This is a genomic window from Pontibacter sp. YIM B11418 (genome assembly GCF_059278805.1).
In genome coordinates, this window is sequence record NZ_JCAEMH010000003.1 from 26345 (window position 1) to 51069 (window position 24725).

The window sequence follows — 24725 nt, forward strand, 5'->3', positions numbered from 1 at the left end:
GCCATGATCTGGGCAGGATTCTTATTTGGCTTATTAGGCAGTTTCCATTGTGTCGGGATGTGCGGCCCTATAGCAATGGCGCTACCATTTGTCAGGAGTACCGGCTGGCGTTACTACGTCGGCCGGCTCCTGTACAATGGTGGTCGCATCGTTACCTACGCATCGTTGGGCGCAATCGCAGGCGCCTTTGGCCAGTCACTTGAGATGGCAGGCCTACAACAAACCGTTTCCATTGTATCTGGTGTGCTGATCCTTTTATTGCTGGTTTTGCCGGCTGCTTTTAAAGGAAAGGCTTCCAACATGCTGGGAACCGACAAAGTAATGGGTTGGGTACGCAAAAAACTGGGCTATTACTTTCAGAAAAACTCCATGGGTTCACTTTTCATGGTAGGCATGCTCAACGGTCTGCTTCCCTGCGGATTCGTTTACATTGCGCTGGCCGGCGCCATCAGTGCGCCAGGTATAGGCGGTGCCATGCTGTACATGGCGCTCTTCGGGCTGGGTACTTTCCCGCTTATGTATATTGTCTCGCTTTCGGGCAAGCTCATCAGCCTAAAGGTGCGGGGCATGTTTAACCGGGCTGTGCCTTATGTGGGCATGGCACTGGCAGTGTTGTTCATTATGCGCGGACTTGGCCTGGGTATACCTTACCTGAGCCCCAAAGTAGTACATACGGCGCAGCATACAACCGAAATGAGCTGCTGCTCGAAGCCGGAATAAACCAAAAGGCAATACTGTTAAAAGTCACTTTTTCAGGTGATGCAGCTCACTGCAGCCTGACCAGTATACCTATACCTTTACGATACTAACCATGACTACTATGACAACGCCATCGCAGATTAAACGCATCCTGGTTCCTCTCGATCTGAATGAAACGGGTGAGGACCTGCTGTACTATGCCGGGCAGCTGGCCCAAGGGCTGGGTGCGGAGCTATACCTGTTCCATGCCTGCAAAACGGCCGACCTGACTTTTACGCAGCAAAGCAGCTGCATTCAGAAGCTTCGCTCTTTTGCTGAACGTGTGTTTAGCCGCGAATTTAAGGCCGCTCAGGTAGCTGCGCCTTTCGATTGTGTGGTACGCCCGGGTCAGTTTCGTGATAGCATCCAGAGTGTCGTGCAGGACTATCAGATCGATCTGGTACTGATGGATGCTGGGGCACGCGCCAACACAGGCCTAACGGGTGAAGCAGCAGAGCAGGCCGCAGTCATCATGGACCTCGTTTCTTGCCCGGTTATGGTGCTACCAGCCACTGTCAGGTATAGAAAACTGAAGAATCTGGTATTTGCAACTGACTTCACTGACCAGGACCAACGGGTGCTTTTTCGGATAGCGGATCTGGCGCATCAGCTGAAAGCTAAGTTAACGCTCGTGCAGGTATACAGTGAAGAGAAACGATCTGAGTTGTGTGCTTACAAAACAGCCATGCTGGAGCTTGAAAAGCAGTTGAAAGGAAGGAAAGTAGCCTTCAGATTGCTGGAAGAAGAAGATATGCTGGAGGGAATCAGCGAGTTTTCGGAAGAGGCTTCGGCAGACCTGCTGATACTGGCCACGCAGGACAACTACCTACTGGAGCGCCTCTTCAGCACAAACTACATGAAAACCATGGCCTTCCACACGCGAATACCGCTGCTGACTTACAGGCAGATCAAGAAAAAGCCATGCTCCGGCTGTTGTGCGAACTGCAAAAGCAAACAGGCACAGGTGCAACTGCAAGTTACCATCCAATAATTTACTTTCAGGTATGGCAGTAAGGGATTTTATAAACAGGGGCATGATCGAGGGCGAGGCGGAGAGCTTGGAGCCTGGACAATGCATTTTCAGACAAGGGGAGAACGTTGCCTATTTATACCTGGTTACGCAGGGTAGTGTAGCCGTTTCGCATAACACGACAGGTATAGATGAGCAGATCGTTGCCCCACCCGACTTCCTGCTAGGCATCACCGACCTGCTGCATGATACCTACAGTTTCACGGCCTTTACCCTGGAAACAACACAATTGATCAAAATAAAGAAGGAAGCAGTACGAAAAGCACTTCATGAGACGCCGATGCTGCGGCTATACCTGCTCAAAATGATGAGTTGGGAAGCAAGCCTCACCAAAATAGCTTTCGAATAGTTCAACCCGTTTATGATCAGGAGCCGGTAGCCCATAGCTGCCGGCTTTTTGTTTTACAACTTATACCTGAAGCTGCCAGTAAACAGAAGCAGTTTTATCACGACCCAATTTTATGAAGAGAATCATAAGCCGGCTGAAGCTTGTTATTCAGTTCGTCTATACCAGCATTGGCTTTTACCCGACATTAATTTCTCTACTCTTTTTCGGAATTGCTGTTTTAATGATCTATTTCGAGACCAGGGGCATCAGTAAAGCACTCGAAGACGAACTCCCTTTTTTCATCATCAGTCATGGCGAAACAGCCAACATGATCCTGAGCTCGATTGCCACAGGGGTGTTCTCGCTGATCGTTTTCAGTTTTACGATGGTGATGCTGGTGCTCAACCAGGCCAGCGCCAATTTCTCCCCCCGGGTTATTCCGGGTCTCATAACCTCCAAGTCAAACCAGAAAGTGCTGGGCTTATTCTTGGGAACTCTGATCTATACCTTGGTGGTGATGGTGAATGTGCGCTCTGAACATTATGACACCGACCTGCCGGGGCTGGCTGTGTTCATGGCGATGTGCTTCACGATCCTTTGCCTGGCCTTTTTTGTGTATTTTATTCATTCTATTTCAACTGCTATCCAAATCGGCAGCATCCTCGAGGGTATCTATAAACTGACACTGAACAAGCTGCACAAAGAACTGGAGCAGGACGAAGGGAAAGAGCTACCGGCCATTTTTGAAACCGGCAACTGGCAACTACTCGACAGCAGCAAAAGCGGTTACCTGCAAAAAGTAAACAAAAGCGCCGTCATCGAACTGTGCAGAGAGCATGATGTGGTACTGGAGTTTTTGCAGCCTCTCGGGGATTTCGTAATTAAAGATTTGCCCTTTGCCAAGGTGGCCGGGCAATTAAAAGATAAGGAGGCTTTTTGCGATGAGCTTAACACCCAGGTGAGCTACTATCAGGAGGAGATGGCGGAAATAAATTACCTCTATGGTTTTAAACAAATCACCGAAAGCGCGGTGAAGGCGCTTAGTCCCAGCATTAACGACCCCGGCACCGCCATAAAAGCAATAGATTATTTGACCGATCTTTTGATTGTCCGGATGCGGCTCACCGATGAGAAGATATTTCATGACAAGGAAAATGTGCTGCGTCTGCGTCTGGACGAAGTTAGCTTTCCGGAACTGCTCAGCCTGTGTTTAGGACCAATCAGGGTATACGGCAGGGAGGATCCCGTTATTTTGCTGCGCCTGTTAAACCTGCTCAAAAACCTATGCCTGGCAGCAAAGTCACAACCCAAAAGATTGGAGCCGATAACTTCGGAGGCACTCTTGATTGTAGCTGATGCAGATGATACCGTGCAGAATGTGGGAGACCGGGAGAAGATAAACCACATGATAGATACTCTGAACAAGAGCATCTTGCTGCCTCGATCACTGCCAAAGCTCAGCTTATAATTGGGGACTTAAGCTGGAAAAAGTTATTTTTACAGGAATTGCTAATTCCTGTTTATGATTTTTGATTCGATTAAGAGGGTTCTGGACAGTGTGTTCAATATCATCCATGAAACGGATGAGCCAGGCACGATACGCGAAATCTACGATAAGATTCCGGTGCGAGGCAACAACACCTGGATGCTGATCTGCTCTGCCATGCTGGCCTCCATCGGTCTGGACACCGGCTCTGGCGCTGTCATTATCGGAGCCATGCTTATTTCGCCGCTCATGTCGCCCATCCTGGGACTAGGGTTGGCGGTGGGAATCAACGACCGTGAAATGTTGTGGGCATCCGTCAAGAATCTCTCTATCGCAGCAGCAGCTGGCCTGATTGTGAGTACGTTTTACTTTATGATCACACCGCTCGGTGAGCCTACAAATGAACTGCTGGCCCGTACCAAACCAACCTTGCTCGACGTGATGGTGGCTTTCTTTGGAGGTGTGGCAGGTATAGTCTCTATCTCGAGGTCCGATAAATCGAACGCTATACCTGGTGTGGCCATTGCCACCGCGCTGATGCCCCCGCTGTGTACAGCGGGCTACGGTCTTGCGCTGGGACGTTTTGACTTCTTTTTTGGAGGCTTCTACCTGTTTTTCATCAACGCCGTCTTTATCAGTCTGGCAACTTTCCTGATCGTAAAGTACCTAAAGTTTGACACCAAGCATTACGTTGACAAAGCCACAGAGCGGCGTGTGGCGCGTATCATGGCGATCGTGCTATTCATCGTGGTATCGCCGAGCGCCTATTTCCTCTACAACATTTACCAGAGCGTACAGACCAAAAAGAAAATCGAGAACCTGATTGTGCGCGATTTCGCTAATCGAAATAATGAGATCATAAAATGGGAAGTGACGGATACCGATTCGCTCAGCACAATTAAGATCTACAGCGTCGGAAATCCTGTGAATGACAGCCTCATTGCGCACTACAACACACTCCTAACCAACAATTCACTTCCCAAACACCAGGTTAAGCTGGTGCAGCTCGACGTGTCAGCCGAGGATGTGCGCCGCATGGCTTCTGATCTTACCAATAACCTGACCCAGGATTTTCTGAGAACGATCGAGATTCAGAAACTGCAAAGCCAACGTGCCGACAGTTTGATGCGACTTGCCAATTCCTACACGCCCGTCAGCGCCAGCCGTGAACTCAAGTTGATCTTCCCTGAAATAGAGAAGGTGGAAGTAGGAGAGATCGTATCGGTTGCTGAAAATAAAGCGAAGCTAGATACAGTGATGTTAGTTATGATTGGGTGGAAAAAGCCTCAGGCTGCCAATCCGGCGAAAAGTAACAGTGCCGTATTTGTAGACCCGGCTAAGGTAAAAGAGTATGAGCAGCGTATACGGCAGTATATGGCCAGCCGGTTCCGCCGCGATTCGGTGAGAGTTTCATCTTCTTTATAAAGGATAGTATGGCAAGTCAGGATGGTGACCGTTTGAAGCGAAAACTACACAGCGTCATATTTGAAGCTGAAACGCCTGCCGGACAAGCTTTTGACATTTCACTGCTTATTCTGATCTTGGCGAGCGTGATTGTCGTGTCGCTGGAAAGCGTTGTTTCTTTGAGAAGGGACTACCTGCACTTATTTCAGGCACTTGAATGGGCATTTACCATTCTTTTTACAATAGAGTATTTTCTTCGAATCTACAGTTCGCAAAGGCCTTTTAAATATATTTTCTCCTTTTTTGGGATCATCGACTTCCTGGCTATCATACCAACTTACATGAGTCTGTTTGTTATTGGCTCGCAATACCTGCTGGTGATCAGGGTTTTCCGATTGCTTCGGGTTGCCCGTATTTTCAGGCTGACCAACTTTGTGAATGAGGGGCAGGTGCTCACAAAAGCCCTTCGTGCCAGTTTGACGAAGATCTCGGTTTTTCTGGGCGTGGTATTGATGATGGTGGTCGTTATGGGAGCATTGATGTATGTGGTGGAGGGGCGTGCCAGTGGCTTCACGAGTATACCGATGAGTATTTACTGGGCCATCGTTACACTTACTACTGTGGGTTTTGGCGACATTACACCTGCTACTCCCTTGGGGCAGTTGCTGGCCAGTTGCCTGATGATCATGGGCTATGGCATTATTGCGGTGCCTACTGGCATCGTATCAGTGGAGCTGTCAAGGGCTGACAAGCTGGATGCCACGTCACGTGTATGCCCGAATTGCCACAAGGAAGGGCACAGTTCCGACGCCAAATACTGCGATAACTGCGGCTATCCGCTGAGAGAAAAAGCATCGTGACAGATCTGAGTGTGGCAATCAGTCGACGATAATCCGGGGTATGTTCATCGGGAGTCTCGTCAGCAGTTCGTAATTGAGTTGCGTGCTGAGTTCGGAGAATGAAGCTACCGTTATATGTTCGTTTCCCTGCTTGCCAAGCAGCACTACTTCGTCCTGAAGCGATACATCCGGTATACCTGTCACGTCTACCATCAGCACATTCATGTTCACGATGCCCACAACCGGTGCCCTGTGCGATCTGACCAGTACCTGGCCCTGGTTACTCAGGCTGCGACTATAGCCCCAGGCATAGCCTACAGGTATAGCGGCGATCAGCATTTCACTGCTGGCCTGAAAGCTTTTGCCATACCCTATGAATTCACCTGCCGGTACAAACTTCAGGCTCATCACGCGGCTCTTCCAATTTATGAGCCGCTTCAACGGATCAATTCGATCGGTACTCACGCCCATATAACGCTGGTAGATCTCAGGACTCGGCCAGAAACCATACTGCATGATGCCCACACGAACCATATCCAGGTGTGTTTCAGGGTATGCCATCACAGCGGCTGAACAGGCCGTGTGCAGCGTTCTGAACTTAAGTCCTTTTTGCTGCAGCGAGCGCACGGCCAGGCGGTATCGGTCTAACTGGCCAGTTACACGATCATGGTTCTCGCTGCTCTCGGCACCTGCAAAGTGTGTGGAGACGCCCATCACTTCAAAAGCATCGGATTGCTTCAGAATCAGATCGGCAGCGTATTCTACTTCGTTTGCTTCTAATCCGATGCGGTTCATACCTGTTTCGAGGTCAAGATGGATCCGGGCAGGTTTCTGTAAAGATCGGGCAGCCTTTGCTGCTTGTTCCAATCGGTCGATTGAAAAAACATAGAACTCAATATTGTTGGCTATGGCCCAGATCAGCTCCTCGTCGTCAATGTAGCCCATGATCAGGATGGTAGCCTTGTGTGGCAGGACCTGGTGCAGACGATAGGCTTCGTCAGCGCTGAAGACAGAGAAATGGTCAACCCCGCAGGTATAGGCCAACTGTCCGAACTCCTCTATGCCATGCCCATAAGCGTTGCCTTTTACCACCGAAGAATAACGGGTGCCCGGTTTGAGTTGCGCTTTAAGAAACCGGATGTTATGTGCTAAAGCGGAACGGCTTATTTCGATAGAGGAGCTGTAAAACATGAAAGGGCTAAGGATTTAGAATAAATTCCGCGATGCGGTAAAACAAAGCGGCGCCCACAGGTATAAGCTCGTCAGGAAAGTCGTAGTCCGCATGATGCAACTGTGGCCGGTCAGGCCCTGACCCTAATCCAAAATAGGCACCGTTATACCTGTTAGTGAAATGTCCAAAATCCTCGGACCATCGTACGGGCTTAGCCGCCCGAATCACATCCATACCCAAATCCTGGGCAGCTTGCTCTACAAATGCCGTTGCTTCTGCGCTATTCCTGGTGGCTGGAAATTCCTCGACCCATTCAAAATCGCACTTTAAGTCATACTTGTGCGAAACTAACTTTACCACCTCTATGGCAAGTGATTTCAGTTTATTCAGATCATCCTGCTCAAATGCACGCAGCGTAGCCATAACCGTCGCAAAACCCGGATTGGTGCCAAAAGCGACATCGCCAAGACGAGCATGTACAACAGTGAGCAGGGTCAGATCCTGAAAGTGGTGCTGATCGCGCACCAATGCGTTAAAAGCCTGTATCAACTCACTCATACCTTCTCCTGGGTTCAGACCATTCTCAGGCTCCGCAGCATGTGACTCTTTTCCATGTAGCTGAACTTTGAGTCCCACCGACGCCGCCGCAAATGCGTCAGAACGCACAAGCACTTGCCCCATTGGTAAAGGTGGCAAATTGTGAAGCGCAAATACATAATCCGGTGCTATTTTCTGGAAGGCTGGCGTCTGGAGTACTGCCCAGGCGCCAGCGCCGTTTTCCTCTGCCGGTTGAAACAGTAATACTACCCGGCCCTGCGTCAAGGGTTGCTGGTGCAATATGCTGGCCAGCCCGACTAACGTGGCCATGTGTCCGTCGTGCCCGCACTTGTGGCTGACACCTTTCTGAATGGAGGTATAAGCAAACTCGTTTTGCTCCAGTATCGGGAGCGCGTCGAGCTCTGCGCGGAACAGCACAGTAGGTCCAGCCTTTGGTTCTTTTCCATGGAAGATGGCCGCGAAGCCGGTACCGCCCAGCTCTTTCACTATTTTATCAGGCTGATACCGCTGCAGAAATCTTTGAAGGGTTTGGCTTGTTTCATATTCCAACCCGGAAAGTTCGGGATGCTGGTGCAGAATGTGACGCAAGGCGACGATCTCTTCCAGATCAGGTATAGAAACGGGAAGGGTAGGGGATATTGGTAGCATAGGCAAAGCTTTTGTAAGGCTTACGATTGTTTGACCCATAAATTTACAAAAAAGCCTGCCCTGCAACATCATCTTGTCAGCAGGACAGGCTATATTCTTATACAGACGTCTATTTACGAAGTGATCTCTGCACAAATCTCATCTACTACCTGCAGCAGCACTTGCCCTAGCTTATTGACGCCATCACGTACTTCATCCAAGTTGGTTTCCTGTCTGGCGTTCAACTCTACAAAGCGCACCACTTCTTTAATGGACTCTATCTTCATGGTGTCGATGGTGGACTTTACTTTGTGCGCCATGGCACTGACCATTTTCCAGTCTCCCAGCTCCATGGCCTTCTGCATTTCGCGCACAGTAACAGGTATGGTATCAGCAAACAGCTGGCGGGCACGGTTCATAAAGGCCTCATTGTTGTGCGACATTTTCTGAATGATTTCCATGCTATAAAGCGGTGCAGCAGCTAATTTCTGTTCCTGCGCCTGGTGTGCTGAAGTCCTGTCCTTTTCCACGCCACTGTTTTGCTCCTTAGGCACCAGGCTGGAGATTTTAGTATACAGTACTTCGGCTTCAAAAGGCTTCGAGAGATAATCATTCATACCTGCACTCAGGTATTTTTCGGCATCACCTTTCAGTGCATTCGCGGTCAGGGCAATGATCGGAATAGTAGCCTTTTGCGGGTCGCTCATGGCCCTTATCTGCATCGTCGCATCAATTCCACTCAGTTCCGGCATCTGGATGTCCATCAAGACGATGTCGTAGTCGGACAGCTTCACCATCTCGACAGCCTCCAGGCCGTTGTAGGCAACGTCCAGTTGGAAGCCCCATTCCTCCATGATCGCCTGCGCCAGGAAGACGTTTACTTCGTTGTCCTCTGCCAGCAACACCTTTACGGCGCCCAGACTGGCAAAGTCAACAGCAACGGCTTCACTTTCAGGCAAATGCACGTCCTCGCTTTTCGGATAGGTGATCATAAAGCGGAAAATACTTCCCCCCTTTGGATTGTCTTCCACCCAGATATCGCCTCCCTGGCGCTCTACCAGGTTTTTGCAGATACTGAGTCCGAGCCCAGTGCCCCCATACTTGCGCGTAATACTGGAGTAAGCCTGCGTGAAGCCTTCGAAAATCAGATCCTTTTTATCCCCAGGCACGCCTATACCTGTATCAATTACCGAAATCTCAATGGTAAGCGTAGTAGGTGTTTCTTCCAGTGTTCTGCCGTTCAGGACAACGCTTCCTTCTTCTGTAAACTTGAGGGCATTGTTTAACAGGTTCAGCAAAATCTGGTTCAGGCGGTATGGATCTCCCTGCAACAGGGTGTGTGGCAGGTCCAGCTCACCAAGTTGAAAGGCAATCTCTTTTTCTTCGGCCTTGTACTTCAATGTCTGATAAGCAGCCTGCACCGTTTCTTCTATTCTGAATGGTATGGATTCAAGTTCCAGTTTGCCGGCTTCTATCTTGGCCACGTCCAAAATATCGTTGATGACTACCAGCAGGTTGTCGGCCGACTGGTTGATGATCTTGAGATAATTGAGTTGCGTTTCATCCAGCTGGGTTTTGTGCAGCAGACCACTCATGCCCAGTATACCGTTGAGCGGTGTCCTAATCTCGTGGCTCATGTTGGCCAGGAAGTTCTCCTTCACACGGGCTGATTCTTCTGCTGCCTCTTTCGCATTTTTAAGTTCTCGCTCGGTCTGGATACGGTCAGTCACATCCTGCGCAAAACCGATTACATACGGCTCCTGTCCATCCTCACTTACCTTATAGTTCTGGTAACTGAGGAAGCGTTCTTCCTTGTCTTTGCGCAACACGCTCAGTACGCCTTTTACCACCGTTTGGCTTTCAAACTGCTTCAGGTAATCCGGGAAATTCTGGCGGTGCAACAGCGGGAAGAACTGCTTCAGGGATTTGCCCACAATCTCCTCTTCTTTATAGCCCAGCATTTCGACCAGGTATGGGTTGACGGAAAGGATAACGCCCTCCGAATCGTGCGTACACATGTAGGCCTGGCTGTACTTGATCAGGTCGCGGTACTTTTTTTCACTCTTCCTGAGTGCTTCATCAGCCAGGCGACGCTCGCTGATATCACGCGAAGAGGACTGAAACTTGATCACGTTGCCGGCACTGTCCATAATGGGCTTAATGCTGGTTTCCACCCAGATATAATAGCCATTACGGTGCCTTTGACGGTGCTGCACTGTAATGTTGCTTCGCTGTTTCAGGGAAACCTGATCGCTCATGTTCTGTACCTTCAGTACATCATCCGGGTGTATAAAATCAGAGGCAAAAAAGCCGATCAACTCCTCAGGCTTGTAGCCAAACATTTCTTCAACGGCATTCGACACATAGGTATAGTGGCCCTCCTCATCATACAGGCACACCAGATCACGTGAGTTTTCTGACAGCAGCCTGTGTAGTTCCTCGCTTTCCTCCAGTCTTTTGTTGGCGTTGTATTGCTCTGTCACATTGGCGGAAATACCAAGCACGTGTACTTCTCCGTCTTTCGTGACGAGTGGCTTTTTAATGGTGTTGAACCATTCTACACGGCCGTCAGGCAAGGTGAATTTTTCCTGAACGCGTAACTCCTGACCTGTCTGAATGACTAACTGATCGTTACGGTTGAAATGGTCGAGCTCCTGCTCAACCCCATGCAAATCGCGGTTGTTCTGCTCTATCACATTATTAGGTGTAAGTCCGAACAGGGCAGCGAATTCCTGGTTAGCAAGTTTGAAGTTGCCTTCTCCGTCCTTTACATATATGAGCGACGGGCTCGTGTTGAGCACCAGCCTGATAAAGTCATTCTTCTCTTTAACCTCAAGCGCAGCCATACGCTCTTCCGTCACATCACGCACAATGGTAAGCACCTGTTCGCTATTGTATTTTACAATACGCCCTTCGTAGTAGCGCTCGTCTAATTCATAATCGATCGACTGCATTTGTCCGGTTGCCAGCACATCCTGTATGAGGTCAAATGCTTTCTGGCTTAGTGGGGCAGGGAGTAGGTCGAAGAGTGTTTTGCCAATTACCTCAGGAGTTTGTATCACTTCGTACTGCAATTGCTCGTTGTGCATCTCCAGGTACACACCGTGCTTGTCAATGATAAACATTTGATCAGGTATGGCATCCAGAATAGCCCGTATTTTGGCTTCTCTGTTACTGATCTCCTGTTGTGCGTGATGCAGGTCGGTAATATTGAGTCCGTGCCCGATCACAAGTCTCACTTCGCCCTGCTCGTCCAGCACCGGGTTCAGCTTGCGGATATGGTAACTGGCATTGCCCTGTCTATCAACGAGCTTTTCCTCAAACGAAACCTGGCGGCGCTCCTCTAGGGCCTTCGTCAAATATTTACCACGGTTTTCGATGCGGTGCAGCGGCACATTGCGATAGGCGCAATACTCCTCATTCGTTTTGTTAATGATCCATTCCCGCAGGTGGGGATCTGATACGGCTGCCGGGTTAACGAAAATATAGCGAAGCTTGCTGTCGTAAACGGCTACGTCGGAGGGAAGATTATTCAGGATAGCCTCGTAAAACTCTTTCTGCTCGGCAAGTTCCTGGTTCTTCTGGCGTAGCCTGGTTACGTCTTCAGCAGAACCGATGATCTGACTTACCCGGCCATCGGCATTGCGTTTGTAGACGGCCTCTCTGCAAAAAAGGATTCTGCTGGAACCATCGCTGGCACGTACACTGTACGTAATCTTGCGTACCTCACCATCCCGGGCACTTAACATGCCGGAAGAATGCTGCAGCAGGAGGGGCTTGTCTGCATCATGCACGACGGACATAAAAAAGTGCCCATCCATCGCATCCAGTTCCCCCTGCGAATATCCCAGAATTGTTTTAATGCAGTTGTTAAGGTAGATGCTTTTGTTTTGATCCAGATCGTAAATGTAGACGATGCTCGGCACCATGTGCATGACGTTCTGTACCAGTTCTGCTGTGGTATCAGACGGATTTGTACGGAGTAGCTGTAACTCGCTGGCAAGTTTTTCGGCCTTTTGTTCGGCCTCCTGGCGTGCTTTTCTTTCTTTTTCGAGCTCCTGTTGCAGCAGCTGCAGCTCGTATGAAGTTTCCATCATGCAATCAATAAAACCCGAGTAAAAGAGAAATGGATTTCCTTGCAAATTATCTCTTTTCAGTGAGGTAACAATCTAATCAGGTAGATAATTTTATGCGAAATCGAATATTTTATTTCACACATGGATATATACCTGAATCGGCACACACTACAGAACTAAACTTATCTGGTTTAAACGCTGCTTTGCAAATGGTACTTTTCAATAGCTGACACCTTATGTTATAGTACTGTAAAACCTATTGTAGGACTAGCTTAAAATCGCTCTAAAATTTAATTTAGTGTAAAACCCCGGTGGCACTACTGTGCGAAGAAAACACTGTTCATATCACTAGAATTCCGGGAAGTTGAATTGAAAAGCGACTTGACGAAAAAAACTGTGCAGGCAAGCCAACAAAATAAGTCGGTTCCTGTTGCCAACCGTAGATATTAAAACGACCCCATACAACTACTGCAGTTAGCCCATTTCCAATGGATGCAAATAAAGAACTAGAATTGTTTCAGTTCGAAAAACTTACCCAGACGCTCTTTCTCAATCATCCGGATGCCATATTTCTACTGGATCTGGAGGGGAATTTTATGATGGTAAACGAAGAAGTGTGCCGCATAACCGGGTATGATCGGGAAATGCTGATTGGCCATAGTTTTGAGCCACTCATCGAGGAAAGCATCAAAGATTTTACAAGGAAGCGCTTTCTGGAATCGACGCAGGATATACCACAGCGCTACGAAACCACCATTGTCACCAAAAGCGGAGCCAGGCACCTGGATGTCACCAATTTCCCACTCAAAAACGAAAGCCGCATTATTGCAATTTTCGGTATCGCCAAAGACATCACCGACAAGAAACAGAAAGAGGCTGAACTTGAGCAATACACAGCGCTATTGAAGGTACACAACGACGAGCTGGAAATATTCCGGAAGATACTGGCCCATGATATGCGGAAGCCCGTTGCCAACGCCCTCGGCTTTGCAAGGCTCCTGCAGTCCAAGCTCCCCGAAAGCAAAGAAAACGAGGTGAAGCGCTACTTACTGCATACCGTAGAGTCTGTGGATGTGATGCTGCGCGATCTAAATGAGTTAATCGCCTTGCAGTCAACAGGTAAGGAAAGCAAGGAAGAAATTGACGTTAACAATACATTAAAGCGATTGGTCAACTTCTTTCAGGAAGAGATCAGGCAGGCGGGTGCAGTTCTGGAGATCGACATTGCTGAAAATACCCAAATCCATACCACTAAGGCTTATTTCAACAGCATTCTCCGCAACCTGATCTCCAATGCGCTGAAGTACCGCAGTCCGAACCGAAAACCGATCATCAGGTTATCCGCTTCCGTGCAGGATGAGTTCATCACCATTCAGATAGCGGACAACGGCATCGGTATGGACCTGGTCAAGATTGGTCCGGAAATGTTTCAGATGCACCGGCGTTTCGCTCCCAAGGTGGCAGAGGGAAATGGACTGGGTTTGTACATCGTCAACCAGCAAGTCAGGTTGATGGGTGGGCGGATCAAAGTAGAAAGCGAGGTCGACAAAGGCTCCACATTTACGATCAAACTTCCCACGAATTAAACCAGTAGCTATACCTGGAGCGCACACGGAATTAAGGTTTTATACAGGTCAAGGCTATACCTTACTTCACTGTGAGCTCGTGGCTCTGGATCATGCGGTAGATTGTGGATTTGCCGATGTCAAGTTTGTCAGCTACCAGCAGCACATTGTAATCATACCTGTCCAGGAAGCGCTGAATGATGGCAGTCGTATATTCCTTTAGGCTGCGCTCCTCGGCCAGAAAGTCCTTTTCAGTGTGACTGGCGGAAAAATTAATATCCTGTTCCTGTATCGCATCCTCATCCGCCAGCACGACGGCCAGTTCTGCCAGCGCCTTCAGTTCGCGCACGTTACCCGGAAAAGTATAAGAGAGGAGCTTTTGCTGTGCCACCGGGGATAAATATTTTCGCCCGAGGCCATTCTCTTTGGCAAAGGCATCAATAAAAAACTTGGCCAGCACCAGTATGTCACTGCCTCTTTCTCGCAAGGGCGGCAACTGAATAGGCAAGCCCAACAAGCGGTAATACAAGTCTTCTCTGAACCGGCCTTTTTTTACTTCTTCAGCCAGGTTTTTGTGCGTGGCCACGATGATGCGTACATCTACCGGCACGACAGCGTTTCCGCCTACCCGTGTAATTTCCTTTTCCTGAAGCACGCGCAATAATTTGGACTGCAGACTAATGTCCAGTTCACCAATCTCGTCCAGAAAAATGGTGCCTTTGTTTGCTTCTTCAAACTTGCCCAGGCGGCGTGAGACGGCTCCTGTAAAGGCGCCCTTTTCATGCCCGAACAATTCGCTCTCGATCAGTTCACGAGGTATAGCCGCCACGTTTACCGCCACATAGGGGGCCTTTTTGCGGGTGCTGTTGTAATGGATCGCTTTGGCCACCAACTCCTTGCCTGTCCCTGTCTCGCCATGAATGGAAACGGTAATGTTGGTTTTCGTGGCTTTGTCCATCAGGTTGAACACCTTTTTGATGGCATCGCTGTTACCAATGATCACTTTGCCGAAATCGTACTTCTGTCCGATTTCCTCCTTGAGATGGTCGATCTCTTCACGCAACGACACATTCTCCCGTATCTTGTTGATCGTGTTCCAGAGCCGCTCCGGGGTGTCTTCGTCCTTTACGATGTAGTCATAGGCACCCAGTTTGAGCAGATCCACGGCAGTAGCCACGTCCTCCTGGCCTGAAATCACTACGACCTGCACATCCGGGTTGAGTTCTTTAATGCGTTTGAGTACCTCAGAGCCGTTTTTGTCTGGCAGCGAATAGTCTAGCGTCACCACATTGGGGCGCAGATGCATGTTGGCAAGGCAATCGTTGGCTGAATGAAACTTACGGATTTCGTAGTCCGGATTCAGGGAAAGGTGATACTCGAGCAGTTCGCTATACCAGACGTCATCATCCAGTATAAATATTTTAAAAGAACCGTTTGTCATCAGGCGTCGTGTGGTTGCAAAGTTCGGGTCAAATATAACTGAAAAGTTATATCCTGATAACAGTTTCCGGCCCAATTTTGGTTTAACAGCAGCGCTTTATTAACATTTCAAAATAATGTTATAGTCCGCCACGGTTCAGTACTTTACCCTCAGTAGATATACGCGGTTGCTCTCATAGCTGCTTAAATACGAAACTAGGAAATGAGGGTTGAAATAGTTGCTAAGGTAATTCGTTTAAAAAACGCATCCGGTAGGGTGGGTGTTCCACCATTATATGCCCTCGACAGGTATAGCGACTAGCTCTTTAGGCACTATCGTGAAGCTGTCAGCACTCATAATCACAGGTACAGAACGTACACGGGAAGTGATCAGCGCTCCTATACCTTCGCGCTGATCACCTCACACTTGGCGCGTACAAACATGAAAACACCGTAGCATATGAGGCCCAAAGCCAGTATCCCGAGCAGGTAGGAGCCATAAGAAGCCTCCTCCAGGAATTGGAAGGCCTCAGAACTACTGCCAGCCTCACGGGAGTTCGAAGTCATTGCGGCACGCAGGAGCATATAGCCGATAATCAGCCAAACCACGCCACGGGCAATGTAACCTACCATTCCGGCCCGCACAAGCGAGGTTCGGAGTTCCGGTTTCAGCTGCTGCGACTGCACTTTGTTCATGTACTTACCGGAATAGGCGCGGTAGAACTGATAAATCCCCATGATCATGGTGCCAACTGCCACTGCGCCCAGCAACCACTGCCCAAAAGGCTGGGACAACAACTCACGCGCAAGTGTCTGACGCGAGTCGGAGCCATTGCCTCCGCCGCCATTGCCTAAAAGTAGCTGCGCGGCTGTAAATGCAAGTACGCCGTAAACAGCACCGCTAAATGCGTAGCCAATGCGCTTTCCTATACCTTTCGCATCAGTTCCTTTCTCCTCGGTATCGCGGAAGGCCTGTATAAAACGCCACAAGGTATAGCATAGCATACCTGCCGTCACGATGCCTAATAGCACTTTGCCATAAGGCTGCTCCAGTATGAACTGAAAAACACCGGTCTTGCCGGCCTCTTCTGTGCTCTGACCGCCCAGTTCGAAGGCCGCCATAAAGGCGAGCGCCCCAACCAGGCAATACACGACTCCTTTAGCGATCAGACCCACGCGGGCGAAGCGCAAGACCCATTCAGGACGGGGTGTAGGTATACGGGAAGGTGAAATAGATATATCCATATAGTGAGTATTTAACCTTCCCATACACGAAAACCCGCAGCTAAAGTTTAGTATCGTGGTTATAAGTTTTTGAACCGCTTATATGCTTCTTCCTCCAGTCGGGCCCGGTGGTCTGGGTGCGCAATCTCAATCAAAGCCTTGGCGCGCTGCCGCAGGTTTTTCCCGTACAGGTAGGCAACACCGTATTCCGTCACCACATAATGCACGTGGGCGCGCGTTGTCACCACGCCTGCTCCCTGGTTAATGTAGGGCGTGATCCTGGAAATGCCTTTGTTGGTCACGGAAGGCAGCGCAATGATCGGCTTCCCGCCATCGGAGAGGGCTGCACCCCGGATAAAGTCCATCTGGCCGCCTATACCTGAGAACTGGTAGGTACCGATGGAGTCGGATACTACCTGGCCGGTCAGGTCAATCTCGATGGCGCTGTTAATGGCGGTCACTTTCGGGTTGGAGCGGATGACGGTCACATCATTCACATAGTCAGAGCTGAGCATCGTGATCAGCGGGTTATCGTCCACAAAATCATAGAGCTCGCGGTTGCCCACGATAAAGCCCGTCGCGATTCGGCCCCGGTGCTTCTTCTTGAACTCGTTCGTAATGATCCCTTTCTCCACCAGCGGCAGCACCCCGTTAGAGAACATCTCGGTGTGGATGCCGAGCCCTTTGTGATTGGTTAGGCTTCGGAGTGTGGCGTCAGGTATAGCGCCGATCCCCATTTGCAGGGTGGCGCCGTCTTCTACCATCTCAGCAATGTACCGGCCAATGGTTTCCTCTGTTTGAGTAATGCGCGGGCCATAGTCCACTTCCGGAAGCGGTTCGTTCACTTCCACCAGCGCATCAAAGCGACGGATATTGATCAGGGCGTCGCCGTGGGTACGGGGCATCTGGGGGTTTACCTGTGCAATGACGTGCTTCGCACTGATAACGGCCTGGCGGGCAATGTCTACAGACACTCCCAGTGAGCAGAAACCGTGGCGGTCGGGTGGCGAAACATGCACAATGGCCACATCGAGCGGCATGATGCCGGAGCGGAACAGGTTCGGGATTTCGCTCAGGAAAATGGGCACATAGTCGCCGCGACCGCTGTTGACAGCCTCCCGCACGTTAGCGGATACAAAAAGAGAATTAATATAAAAAGCGTCGCTGCAGCGTTCTTCGGCGCAGGGCATGTCGCCAAAAGTGGAGATACTCACCAACTCAACATTTCGCAATTCATCGGCGCGCTCGGCCAGTTTATGCAGCAAGTACTGTGGCGTGGCAGCACTGCCATGCACAAACACACGATCACCTGATTTGATAGCAGAAAGGGCTTCTTCAGCAGAGGTGAACTTCAATTGGGCTTGATTCATGGTTTCTTTATTTTGAGTGTAAGCTTTGGGCGTACCGTTTAACTTACGGTTTGTCATACACTCGGTTTGAAATGCCTCCGAAATCGGGGCATACTATTTATTTATTCGCAAAAGAATATATAAATTTGACAGCAAGCGATGATAAATGTCACCCTTAAAAATAAGCACGCGTAAGGAGGGGAGGAGAGAAGCCCCATACCACCGCCGTCCACACACCAACAGCATCTATGAAAAGCTTTAAAAATCAACTATCTTCAGCGCTATACCTCTTTCTGTGCGCTATTTTCCTAAGCTCATGCGTGGCCACTTCGGGCATCGACCACACCAATACGATCAGTTCATCGGAAGGCGTGCTGGCTAAAAAAACCACGTATGCCTGGTACCAGTCCACACCGGCTGCGCAGCCTGCCTACGGTCCGGGCTTTGATGCCGACCTGCACAAGCACCTGCTCAAAGCGGTTGAAGAGGAACTGCAGCGCAAAGGCTATACTAAAACAAGTGTGAACCCGGACATGCTGGTGGCCTATGATGTGAGCGTGTCGGTGCCGGACGCCATGGACAAACCAGAGCTATATGGGCCAGGCTTCGGGTATAGCTACGCCTATATGAGTGGCTACAGGTATACCTATGGCAACGCGGAGCTGCCCGGTTACCGTGCAGTGGATCTTTTCAAGCAGGGTACGCTGATTTTAGACGTGATCGACCCGAAAACCAAACAGCTGCTCTGGCGCGGCTGGACCGAAGGAGCGATCAAGGACTTCGGCGCAGGCTATGGCACCGTGAAAAGCCAGGTGCAGCGGATCGCAAACCGGATGCCGACCGCAACACAGCCTTAATAAGAAGACCCCGCCTGAATAGCGGGGTCTTTTTTTATACTAATCAGCTCTGACAAGATTATTGAAGCGCATTACGTCAGCGGGTTTGCCAACCACATAAACCACATCGCCCCGCTTCAATTTTGTCTGCGCGTTGATCTCAAGCAATGTTGCTCCCTCCCGCTTGATAGCTACCACTGTTATGCCAAAGCGATTGCGCACATCCGCTTCTATCAGCGATTTACCTACCAGCGTATCATCTTTTGTAAAGACTCGCAAGGCAGCCACCTCCATATCAGGCAGTTCTGCCGAAATATTGCCACCCTTGGTTTTGCTGCCCGTCATGCTGCGGAGCATCTCATAGTTGTCAGCCCGGATACTGAAAGTGAAATTATCGATCTCATCGCGGGGCATCAGGTATTTAGAAAGCACGCGCGTGAAAATCTCTATCGAAGTCTCAAACTCCTCAGGTATAACCTCATCCGCTCCCAATCGGTAACTCTCTTCCATTTCCTTCACAAAGCGGGTCCTGACGATAATGTGTACTTTATCACTAACCTCTCTGATGCTGGAGATGATACGATTGGTCGCCTCCTGATCTGAAATGGCAATGACCACCACCCGTGCCTTGTGTACGTTTACATGTGCCAAAATAACACCGTGCACTGCGTCCCCGAAAATGATGTTTTCTCCCCGCAACCGTTCCTCTCTCACAGTTACAGCATTGAGCTCCACGATCACGTAAGGTATGCTGGCATGACGTGCCGCTTTGGCTACATTGCGCCCATTGATGCCATAACCCACGATTATGATATGGTCTTCCAGTCGATGCATGTCGTCTATGGACTCAAAGTTGACAGGGGCATTGGGTATATGGTTTTTGCCGTTCATCCAAAGAGCGCTCAGTTTATTGGCAATGGTATGGAAAGAACCGATCACAAAAGGTGTGATCGCGATGGTCAGCAGTGAAACAGAGAGAAAGAACTGGTACACCTCCAGCGAAAGCAGACCATTTTTTATACCTGTTTTGGAAAGAATGAAAGCGAACTCACCTACCTGAAAAAGGGAAAGGCCAACCAGTATGGACGTTCGTAACGGGTATTGCAAAATCCGGGCAGCCATAGCCGCGATCACGCCCTTCAGGATAAAGGTACAGACAGTCAACAACAGGATCAGCGGCAGATGCTGCAGCATGAAGCCAAAGTCAAGCAGCATCCCGACCGAAACGAAAAAGAAGCTGGTGAAGATCTCACGAAATGGAAGGATGTTACTGGTAGCCTGGTAGCTGTACTGTGATTCTGAGATAATTAATCCGGCCAGAAATGCACCCAGCGCCAAAGACAGGCCAAGGCTCTGAGTCAGCCAGGCCACTGCAAAACAGATGACCACAATACTGAGAATGAAGAGCTCTCTGCTCTTTGTCCTGGCGACTACAAACAAGAGCTTAGGTACCAAGTAGCGGGCACTGATCAATACAAAGACAATGACAAAGGCGCCTTTCAGCACCATGAGCAACAGTTCGACCACGATGTTCTCAGACCCGCCCGCCATGAGCGGTACCACCAGCATCATGGGTACTACAACAATATCCTGAAAGATCAGAATACCGAGCGCCACCTTACCGTGCGGGCTGCTGATCTCCCCATTGTCCTGCAATAGTTTTAGGACAATGGCGGTACTGCTGAGTGAAATCAGGAAACCGATAAAGAAACCTTCGGCTGCTGAGAAGTTGAACATTATCAGGACAAGGCCTACCAGCAATATCGTGACGAGCACCTGGGTAGCACCACCCAGCAGCACAGTGCGTTTGATCAGGGCCAGGTTTCGCAGCGAAAACTCTATTCCGATGATAAACAGGAGCAGTATTACGCCAATTTCGGCCAGTATCTCGATGTCGTGTACGTCTTTGACCAGGCTCAAGCCATAGGGACCGGCGATTACACCAGTTATCAGGAAGCCCAGGATGGTAGGTAGCCTGAAACGCTGAAAGAGCAAAATCACAACTACGGCCAATCCCAGGATAATGACGACATCAGACAGGAAAGGAACTTCCATGAGATTTTATATCCTAAAGGTTTTTGTTATTCGAGTTTGAGCACACCTAAGTTGATTTTTGGTGAAATATAATGAAGATTTAAGAGGTATAGCATAACAGAAAAAAAGGGTAGGGGCATTTAATAAATGTTTCTATAAAACAGGCAACAGGTTTTTTGCCGGATAATTTTTGCGCTATATTTAAGGTTCACAACCATACCTTCAAATTACAATCCCTTATGAAACAGTACCTGGACCTGATGCAGCACATCCTTGACAAAGGGGTGAAAAAAGAAGACCGTACCGGCACTGGTACCCTGAGCGTATTCGGTTACCAGATGCGTTTCGATCTGTCAGAAGGCTTTCCGCTGGTGACGACCAAAAAGGTACACCTGAAGTCCATCATCCACGAATTGCTGTGGTTTTTGAAAGGGGACACCAATATCGCCTACCTCAAGGAAAACGGCGTGACGATCTGGGATGAGTGGGCAGATGAAATCGGTAACTTAGGTCCGGTTTACGGATCGCAGTGGCGCAGCTGGCCAACGCCCGATGGCCGCCACATCGACCAGATCACCCAAGTGGTGAATCAGTTGAAGAATACCCCTGATTCCCGACGCATCATCGTTAGTGCCTGGAACGTGGCTGAAATTGAGAATATGAAGCTGCCGCCTTGCCATGCCTTCTACCAGTTTTATGTAGCCGAGGGCAAACTGAGCTGCCAGCTATACCAGCGTTCAGCCGATGTGTTCCTGGGCGTGCCGTTTAACATTGCCTCGTATGCTTTGCTCGTGCTGATGATGGCGCAGGTGACAGGGCTGGAACCGGGAGAGTTTATCTGGACGGGTGGCGATACGCACCTATACCTGAATCACTTGGAGCAGGCTCAGTTGCAACTGACACGTGAGCCGCACACATTACCTACCATGCGTGTGAACCCCGATGTAAAGAATATCTTCGACTTTACATTCGATGATTTTAAACTGGAGAATTACGTTTCGCACCCAGGTATAAAGGCGCCTGTTGCTGTATAAGTATTTAGGGTATAAGCTTATAAAACAAAATGCCCGAAGCTAAACTTCGGGCATTTATTTTTTAAGGGTTGGTGGACCAGATACCGGCCTCTTTGATGAACACGCGGCGGTTTAGTTTAAGCTGCGCCACAATCAACTCGGCAAAGTCCTCCGGCTGCATCACACGTTCCGGATTGCCATCGGTCAGCTTTAGGTCAATGGCCATGTCCGTGGCTACGGTGCTCGGCGTCAGCGTGCTCACGCGGATGTTGTGCTTACGCACTTCCTGCATCAGCGACTCCGACAAGCCAATAAGCGCAAACTTGGAGGCACTATAAGCACTGGTAACCGCAGCGCCTCTTTGTCCGGCCGTGGAGGAGATGTTGATGATATCACCCGTCTGGCGCTCGATCATCTCCGGCAGCACGGCACGGGTCACGTAGTACGCGCCCATCAGGTTCACCCGGATGATGTTTTCCCACTCAGCCGGCTCCAGTTCCAGGAACTTGCCAAACTTACCTATACCTGCGTTATTGATCAGGATATCAATCGGGCCGAGTTCGGCGCCAATCTTCTTCACCGCTTCGTTTACTGAGTTTATATCCGTCACATCGGCTGGCGCAACCGCCGCTTTTACCCCATGCGCTTTCAGCTCATTGGCGACCTCTTCTAACTGTGACTTGGTGCGTGCCAGCAAGCCAACGTTTACGCCTTCTTTTGCCAAAGCGATCGCAATGGCCTTGCCTATACCTTTACCAGCGCCCGTGATCAGGGCACTTTTTCCTTTTAATGATTCCATGTTGTCAGCAAATATTGTTTGTAACTACAAATATACAACAGAAGCGCATGAAAGTTTAACGCAATTAGGAAAGGGGGCACCTGAATAATGACTCAATGGAAAGCCACCACGCGCTTTTCTCTGCTACTCTGCATAGCCAGTTCGATGGTGCGGATGGTATTTCGGGCCTGTTCGGGTTTTACTTCAAGTTCCGCTATACCTAAGATGGCATCCCGCACATTTTCATAAAACCCGCGGTAATCACCCGCTTCACTCTGGATCTTGCCCACGACCCTTTGTCCATACACTTCTGTATCCAATCTACCCCAGATATATACCGGCTCAATGCCCCAGTCTGGTTCCTTAGGAGAGCGGCCTGCTTTCAGAGCAGCTTCCTGCACATCTAGTCCGTACTTCACAAAAGAGCCTTTATCTCCAGAGAGAATGAAGCGAGGCCCGGGCTGCTTCACCAGCATACCTGCTTTCAAAATCGCTTTCAGACCATTGGCATAGTAGAGCGTCAGGTCAAAGCTGTCGACTATTTTCCCGCCACTCCGCTGCGTGCGCAAATTGGCGTATACCTCTCGCGGTGGCCCGAAAAAGACGAGTGCCTGGTCGATCAGGTGTGCTCCCAGATCATAGAGAATGCCCGAGCCTGGCAGTTCTTCCTCTTTCCAGGTCTCAGAAGCAGGTATTGGCCTGAACCGATCGAAATGAGCCTCATACTCCACCAAACGCCCCAGCATTTCGTTTTCGAGTAGTTTTCTTACTGTCTTAAAATCACTGTCCCACCGGCGGTTCTGATAGGCAGTCAGCAGCTTTCGTTCAACACGGGCTAATTCTATAAGTTCAGTGGCCTCTTTTGAAGTCACGGTAAAAGGCTTTTCGACCACCACATGCTTGCCAGCTTGCAGGGCTGCTTTGGCCAGTTCAAAATGGGTTGCATTGGTGGTGGCAACTATCACCAGCTCAATTTCAGTGTCTTGCAAGACTGAAGAAGTGTCGCTAACAACGGTTGTACCAGGGTATAGCTCTTTTGCCAAGGCGATGCTTTCGGGTCGGTTTGCTTTTATTTTGTTGAGCTTCAAGCCGCCGACGGCTGATACAATGGGTGCATGAAAGACCCGTCCGGCCATTCCGAAGCCCAGAAGGCCTACCGAAATTTTTTGCAGCATAATCTTAAGTTTTAGTGTCGCAAGACATAAAGTTAATGAGGTTAATTTGAGAGCAGGAACGTACAGGAAAGCTGCTGCCAAAAAAAGAACCTTGATTCTCTGTCAGAAAATACATAACAGGCGCACGAACAATTATCAGTTTAAGGTATAAGCTATAGAAGCGGCTTCCATTATCCAGCTATACCTCTATTCACACCTGCAGCCCGTTTTTTATGTCCTGTAGCCAGTTGCTTTCAGTCGCTAAGGCAGTTTGTTCCAGTTGGATTATATTTCTTACACCTGTCACATTCGAAGCAAACACACAATCAGCGTGAGCCAGCTCCTCCGGTTTAGCTAAAATCTCCAGCACGGCTATACCTTGTTGCTCACACCAGCGCAAGATATTTCTCCGCAAAATACCGTTTACACAACCTGTCTCCAGCGGAGGTGTCATCAGCACTTCATCCCTCATCCAGAAGATATTGGAAGAAATCAGTTCTGCGACATGGCCTTCTGCATCTAATAGGAGCATATCATCAAAACTGCTGGCCTGCTTCTCTATACCTGCCAGCACATAAAGCGGGGCTTGTGGTCCTTTAAAATGGGAGAGGGGAGAAAAAACGGTATTCACTGACTTGCAGATCCCGATCCGTATACCAGCATCAGGTATAGGCTGTGCAACCTGGGCAGTCGCCAGCCACTCTACTTCGTTTGATTGAGGGGAGTAAAGACCACCACCAGTTCGCCATACCTTTAATTTGATGCGGCCATACTTTAAGGCTTTGCGCTGTTTGGCCAACTGCAACAGGTTATCTTTCAACTCACCATCCCAAAAGCTGTCAGGTATAGCTAAGCTTAAAGCGTCAGCAGCTTCCCGCATACGCGCCTGATGGTCGCGCCAATAACACAACTTGCCACCTACCACCATCATTGTATCAAAAAACCCATCATTGTACTGAAAAGCACGGTTTGTAACAGAGAGCTTCAGGTCTTGCAATGGCAGAAAGGCGTTGTTGTAGAGAAGCAAGATTTCTTTAGTTAAGAGTTCAAAGTTTAAAATTATATGCTGATTTCACGAAGAGAATAAAAAGCCTGA

Annotated in this window: 19 protein-coding genes; 9 read left to right on the forward strand and 10 right to left on the reverse strand. The window is 49.3% G+C overall.

The features are described from left to right. Positions 1 to 3 precede the first annotated feature (3 nt). The 6 genes from AC4QZR_RS07830 (at position 4) to AC4QZR_RS07855 (ending at position 5846) form a co-directional block, all read left to right on the forward strand. A complete protein-coding gene (locus AC4QZR_RS07830) occupies positions 4 to 720 on the forward strand; it encodes a sulfite exporter TauE/SafE family protein (RefSeq protein ID WP_494480408.1) in 717 nt (238 codons plus the stop codon). 91 nt (positions 721 to 811) lie between these two features. Beyond that, positions 812 to 1729, forward strand: coding sequence for a universal stress protein (locus tag AC4QZR_RS07835; RefSeq protein WP_494480409.1), 918 nt, complete (start codon positions 812 to 814; stop codon positions 1727 to 1729). Between the two features lie 13 nt (positions 1730 to 1742). Then, positions 1743 to 2117, forward strand: a complete 375-nt coding sequence (locus AC4QZR_RS07840) for a Crp/Fnr family transcriptional regulator (RefSeq protein ID WP_494480410.1) — start codon at positions 1743 to 1745, stop codon at positions 2115 to 2117. A 112-nt stretch (positions 2118 to 2229) separates the two neighbouring features. Beyond that, on the forward strand, positions 2230 to 3564 hold the full coding sequence (locus AC4QZR_RS07845; protein ID WP_494480411.1) for a DUF2254 domain-containing protein: 1335 nt from the start codon (positions 2230 to 2232) through the stop codon (positions 3562 to 3564). A gap of 54 nt (positions 3565 to 3618) precedes the next feature. Then, a complete protein-coding gene (locus AC4QZR_RS07850; protein WP_494480412.1) occupies positions 3619 to 5007 on the forward strand; it encodes a TIGR00341 family protein in 1389 nt (462 codons plus the stop codon). Positions 5008 to 5015: 8 nt separating this feature from the next. Next, the gene (locus AC4QZR_RS07855; protein WP_494480413.1) at positions 5016 to 5846 is read left to right on the forward strand and encodes an ion transporter; all 831 of its coding nucleotides are present in this window, start codon (positions 5016 to 5018) and stop codon (positions 5844 to 5846) included. An 18-nt stretch (positions 5847 to 5864) separates the two neighbouring features. On the opposite strand, the gene alr is transcribed toward AC4QZR_RS07855, so the two are convergent. The 3 genes from alr to AC4QZR_RS07870 all read right to left on the reverse strand — a co-directional run bounded on the left by alr (position 5865) and on the right by AC4QZR_RS07870 (position 12278). Next, positions 5865 to 7016 carry an alanine racemase gene (gene alr, locus AC4QZR_RS07860; protein ID WP_494480414.1) on the reverse strand — a complete coding sequence of 384 codons (1152 nt, stop codon included), beginning with the start codon at positions 7014 to 7016 and terminating at the stop codon, positions 5865 to 5867. A gap of 7 nt (positions 7017 to 7023) precedes the next feature. Then, entirely contained in the window at positions 7024 to 8202 is a 1179-nt protein-coding gene (locus AC4QZR_RS07865) for an amidohydrolase (RefSeq protein WP_494480415.1), read from the reverse strand. A 113-nt stretch (positions 8203 to 8315) separates the two neighbouring features. Beyond that, positions 8316 to 12278 (reverse strand): PAS domain-containing hybrid sensor histidine kinase/response regulator, encoded by a 3963-nt coding sequence (locus AC4QZR_RS07870; protein ID WP_494480416.1) that lies wholly within the window; start codon positions 12276 to 12278, stop codon positions 8316 to 8318. Positions 12279 to 12745: 467 nt separating this feature from the next. On the opposite strand from AC4QZR_RS07870, the gene AC4QZR_RS07875 reads away from it, so the two are divergent. Then, entirely contained in the window at positions 12746 to 13843 is a 1098-nt protein-coding gene (locus tag AC4QZR_RS07875) for a sensor histidine kinase (RefSeq protein WP_494480417.1), read from the forward strand. 61 nt (positions 13844 to 13904) lie between these two features. Here AC4QZR_RS07875 and AC4QZR_RS07880 read toward each other — a convergent pair whose 3' ends face one another. The 3 genes from AC4QZR_RS07880 to AC4QZR_RS07890 all read right to left on the reverse strand — a co-directional run bounded on the left by AC4QZR_RS07880 (position 13905) and on the right by AC4QZR_RS07890 (position 17835). Continuing rightward, positions 13905 to 15263 (reverse strand): sigma-54-dependent transcriptional regulator, encoded by a 1359-nt coding sequence (locus AC4QZR_RS07880; protein WP_494480418.1) that lies wholly within the window; start codon positions 15261 to 15263, stop codon positions 13905 to 13907. Between the two features lie 377 nt (positions 15264 to 15640). Beyond that, positions 15641 to 16486, reverse strand: coding sequence for a DUF1206 domain-containing protein (locus tag AC4QZR_RS07885; RefSeq protein ID WP_494480419.1), 846 nt, complete (start codon positions 16484 to 16486; stop codon positions 15641 to 15643). Between the two features lie 59 nt (positions 16487 to 16545). Beyond that, positions 16546 to 17835, reverse strand: a complete 1290-nt coding sequence (locus AC4QZR_RS07890; protein WP_494480420.1) for an acetyl-CoA hydrolase/transferase family protein — start codon at positions 17833 to 17835, stop codon at positions 16546 to 16548. Positions 17836 to 18062: 227 nt separating this feature from the next. On the opposite strand from AC4QZR_RS07890, the gene AC4QZR_RS07895 reads away from it, so the two are divergent. Next, a complete protein-coding gene (locus tag AC4QZR_RS07895; RefSeq protein WP_494480421.1) occupies positions 18063 to 18671 on the forward strand; it encodes a DUF4136 domain-containing protein in 609 nt (202 codons plus the stop codon). A gap of 39 nt (positions 18672 to 18710) precedes the next feature. Here AC4QZR_RS07895 and AC4QZR_RS07900 read toward each other — a convergent pair whose 3' ends face one another. After that, a complete protein-coding gene (locus AC4QZR_RS07900) occupies positions 18711 to 20705 on the reverse strand; it encodes a monovalent cation:proton antiporter family protein (RefSeq protein WP_494480422.1) in 1995 nt (664 codons plus the stop codon). Between the two features lie 218 nt (positions 20706 to 20923). Here AC4QZR_RS07900 and AC4QZR_RS07905 point away from each other — a divergent pair, with 218 nt between their 5' ends. After that, positions 20924 to 21718 (forward strand): thymidylate synthase, encoded by a 795-nt coding sequence (locus AC4QZR_RS07905; RefSeq protein WP_494480423.1) that lies wholly within the window; start codon positions 20924 to 20926, stop codon positions 21716 to 21718. Between the two features lie 61 nt (positions 21719 to 21779). Here AC4QZR_RS07905 and AC4QZR_RS07910 read toward each other — a convergent pair whose 3' ends face one another. The 3 genes from AC4QZR_RS07910 to AC4QZR_RS07920 form a co-directional block, all read right to left on the reverse strand. Then, positions 21780 to 22496: a 3-ketoacyl-ACP reductase gene (locus AC4QZR_RS07910; RefSeq protein WP_494480424.1), complete on the reverse strand. Its 717-nt coding sequence runs from the start codon at positions 22494 to 22496 to the stop codon at positions 21780 to 21782. A 92-nt stretch (positions 22497 to 22588) separates the two neighbouring features. Beyond that, on the reverse strand, positions 22589 to 23650 hold the full coding sequence (locus AC4QZR_RS07915; RefSeq protein WP_494480425.1) for a Gfo/Idh/MocA family oxidoreductase: 1062 nt from the start codon (positions 23648 to 23650) through the stop codon (positions 22589 to 22591). A 190-nt stretch (positions 23651 to 23840) separates the two neighbouring features. After that, the gene (locus AC4QZR_RS07920) at positions 23841 to 24656 is read right to left on the reverse strand and encodes an aminotransferase class IV (RefSeq protein ID WP_494480426.1); all 816 of its coding nucleotides are present in this window, start codon (positions 24654 to 24656) and stop codon (positions 23841 to 23843) included. Positions 24657 to 24725 lie beyond the last annotated feature (69 nt).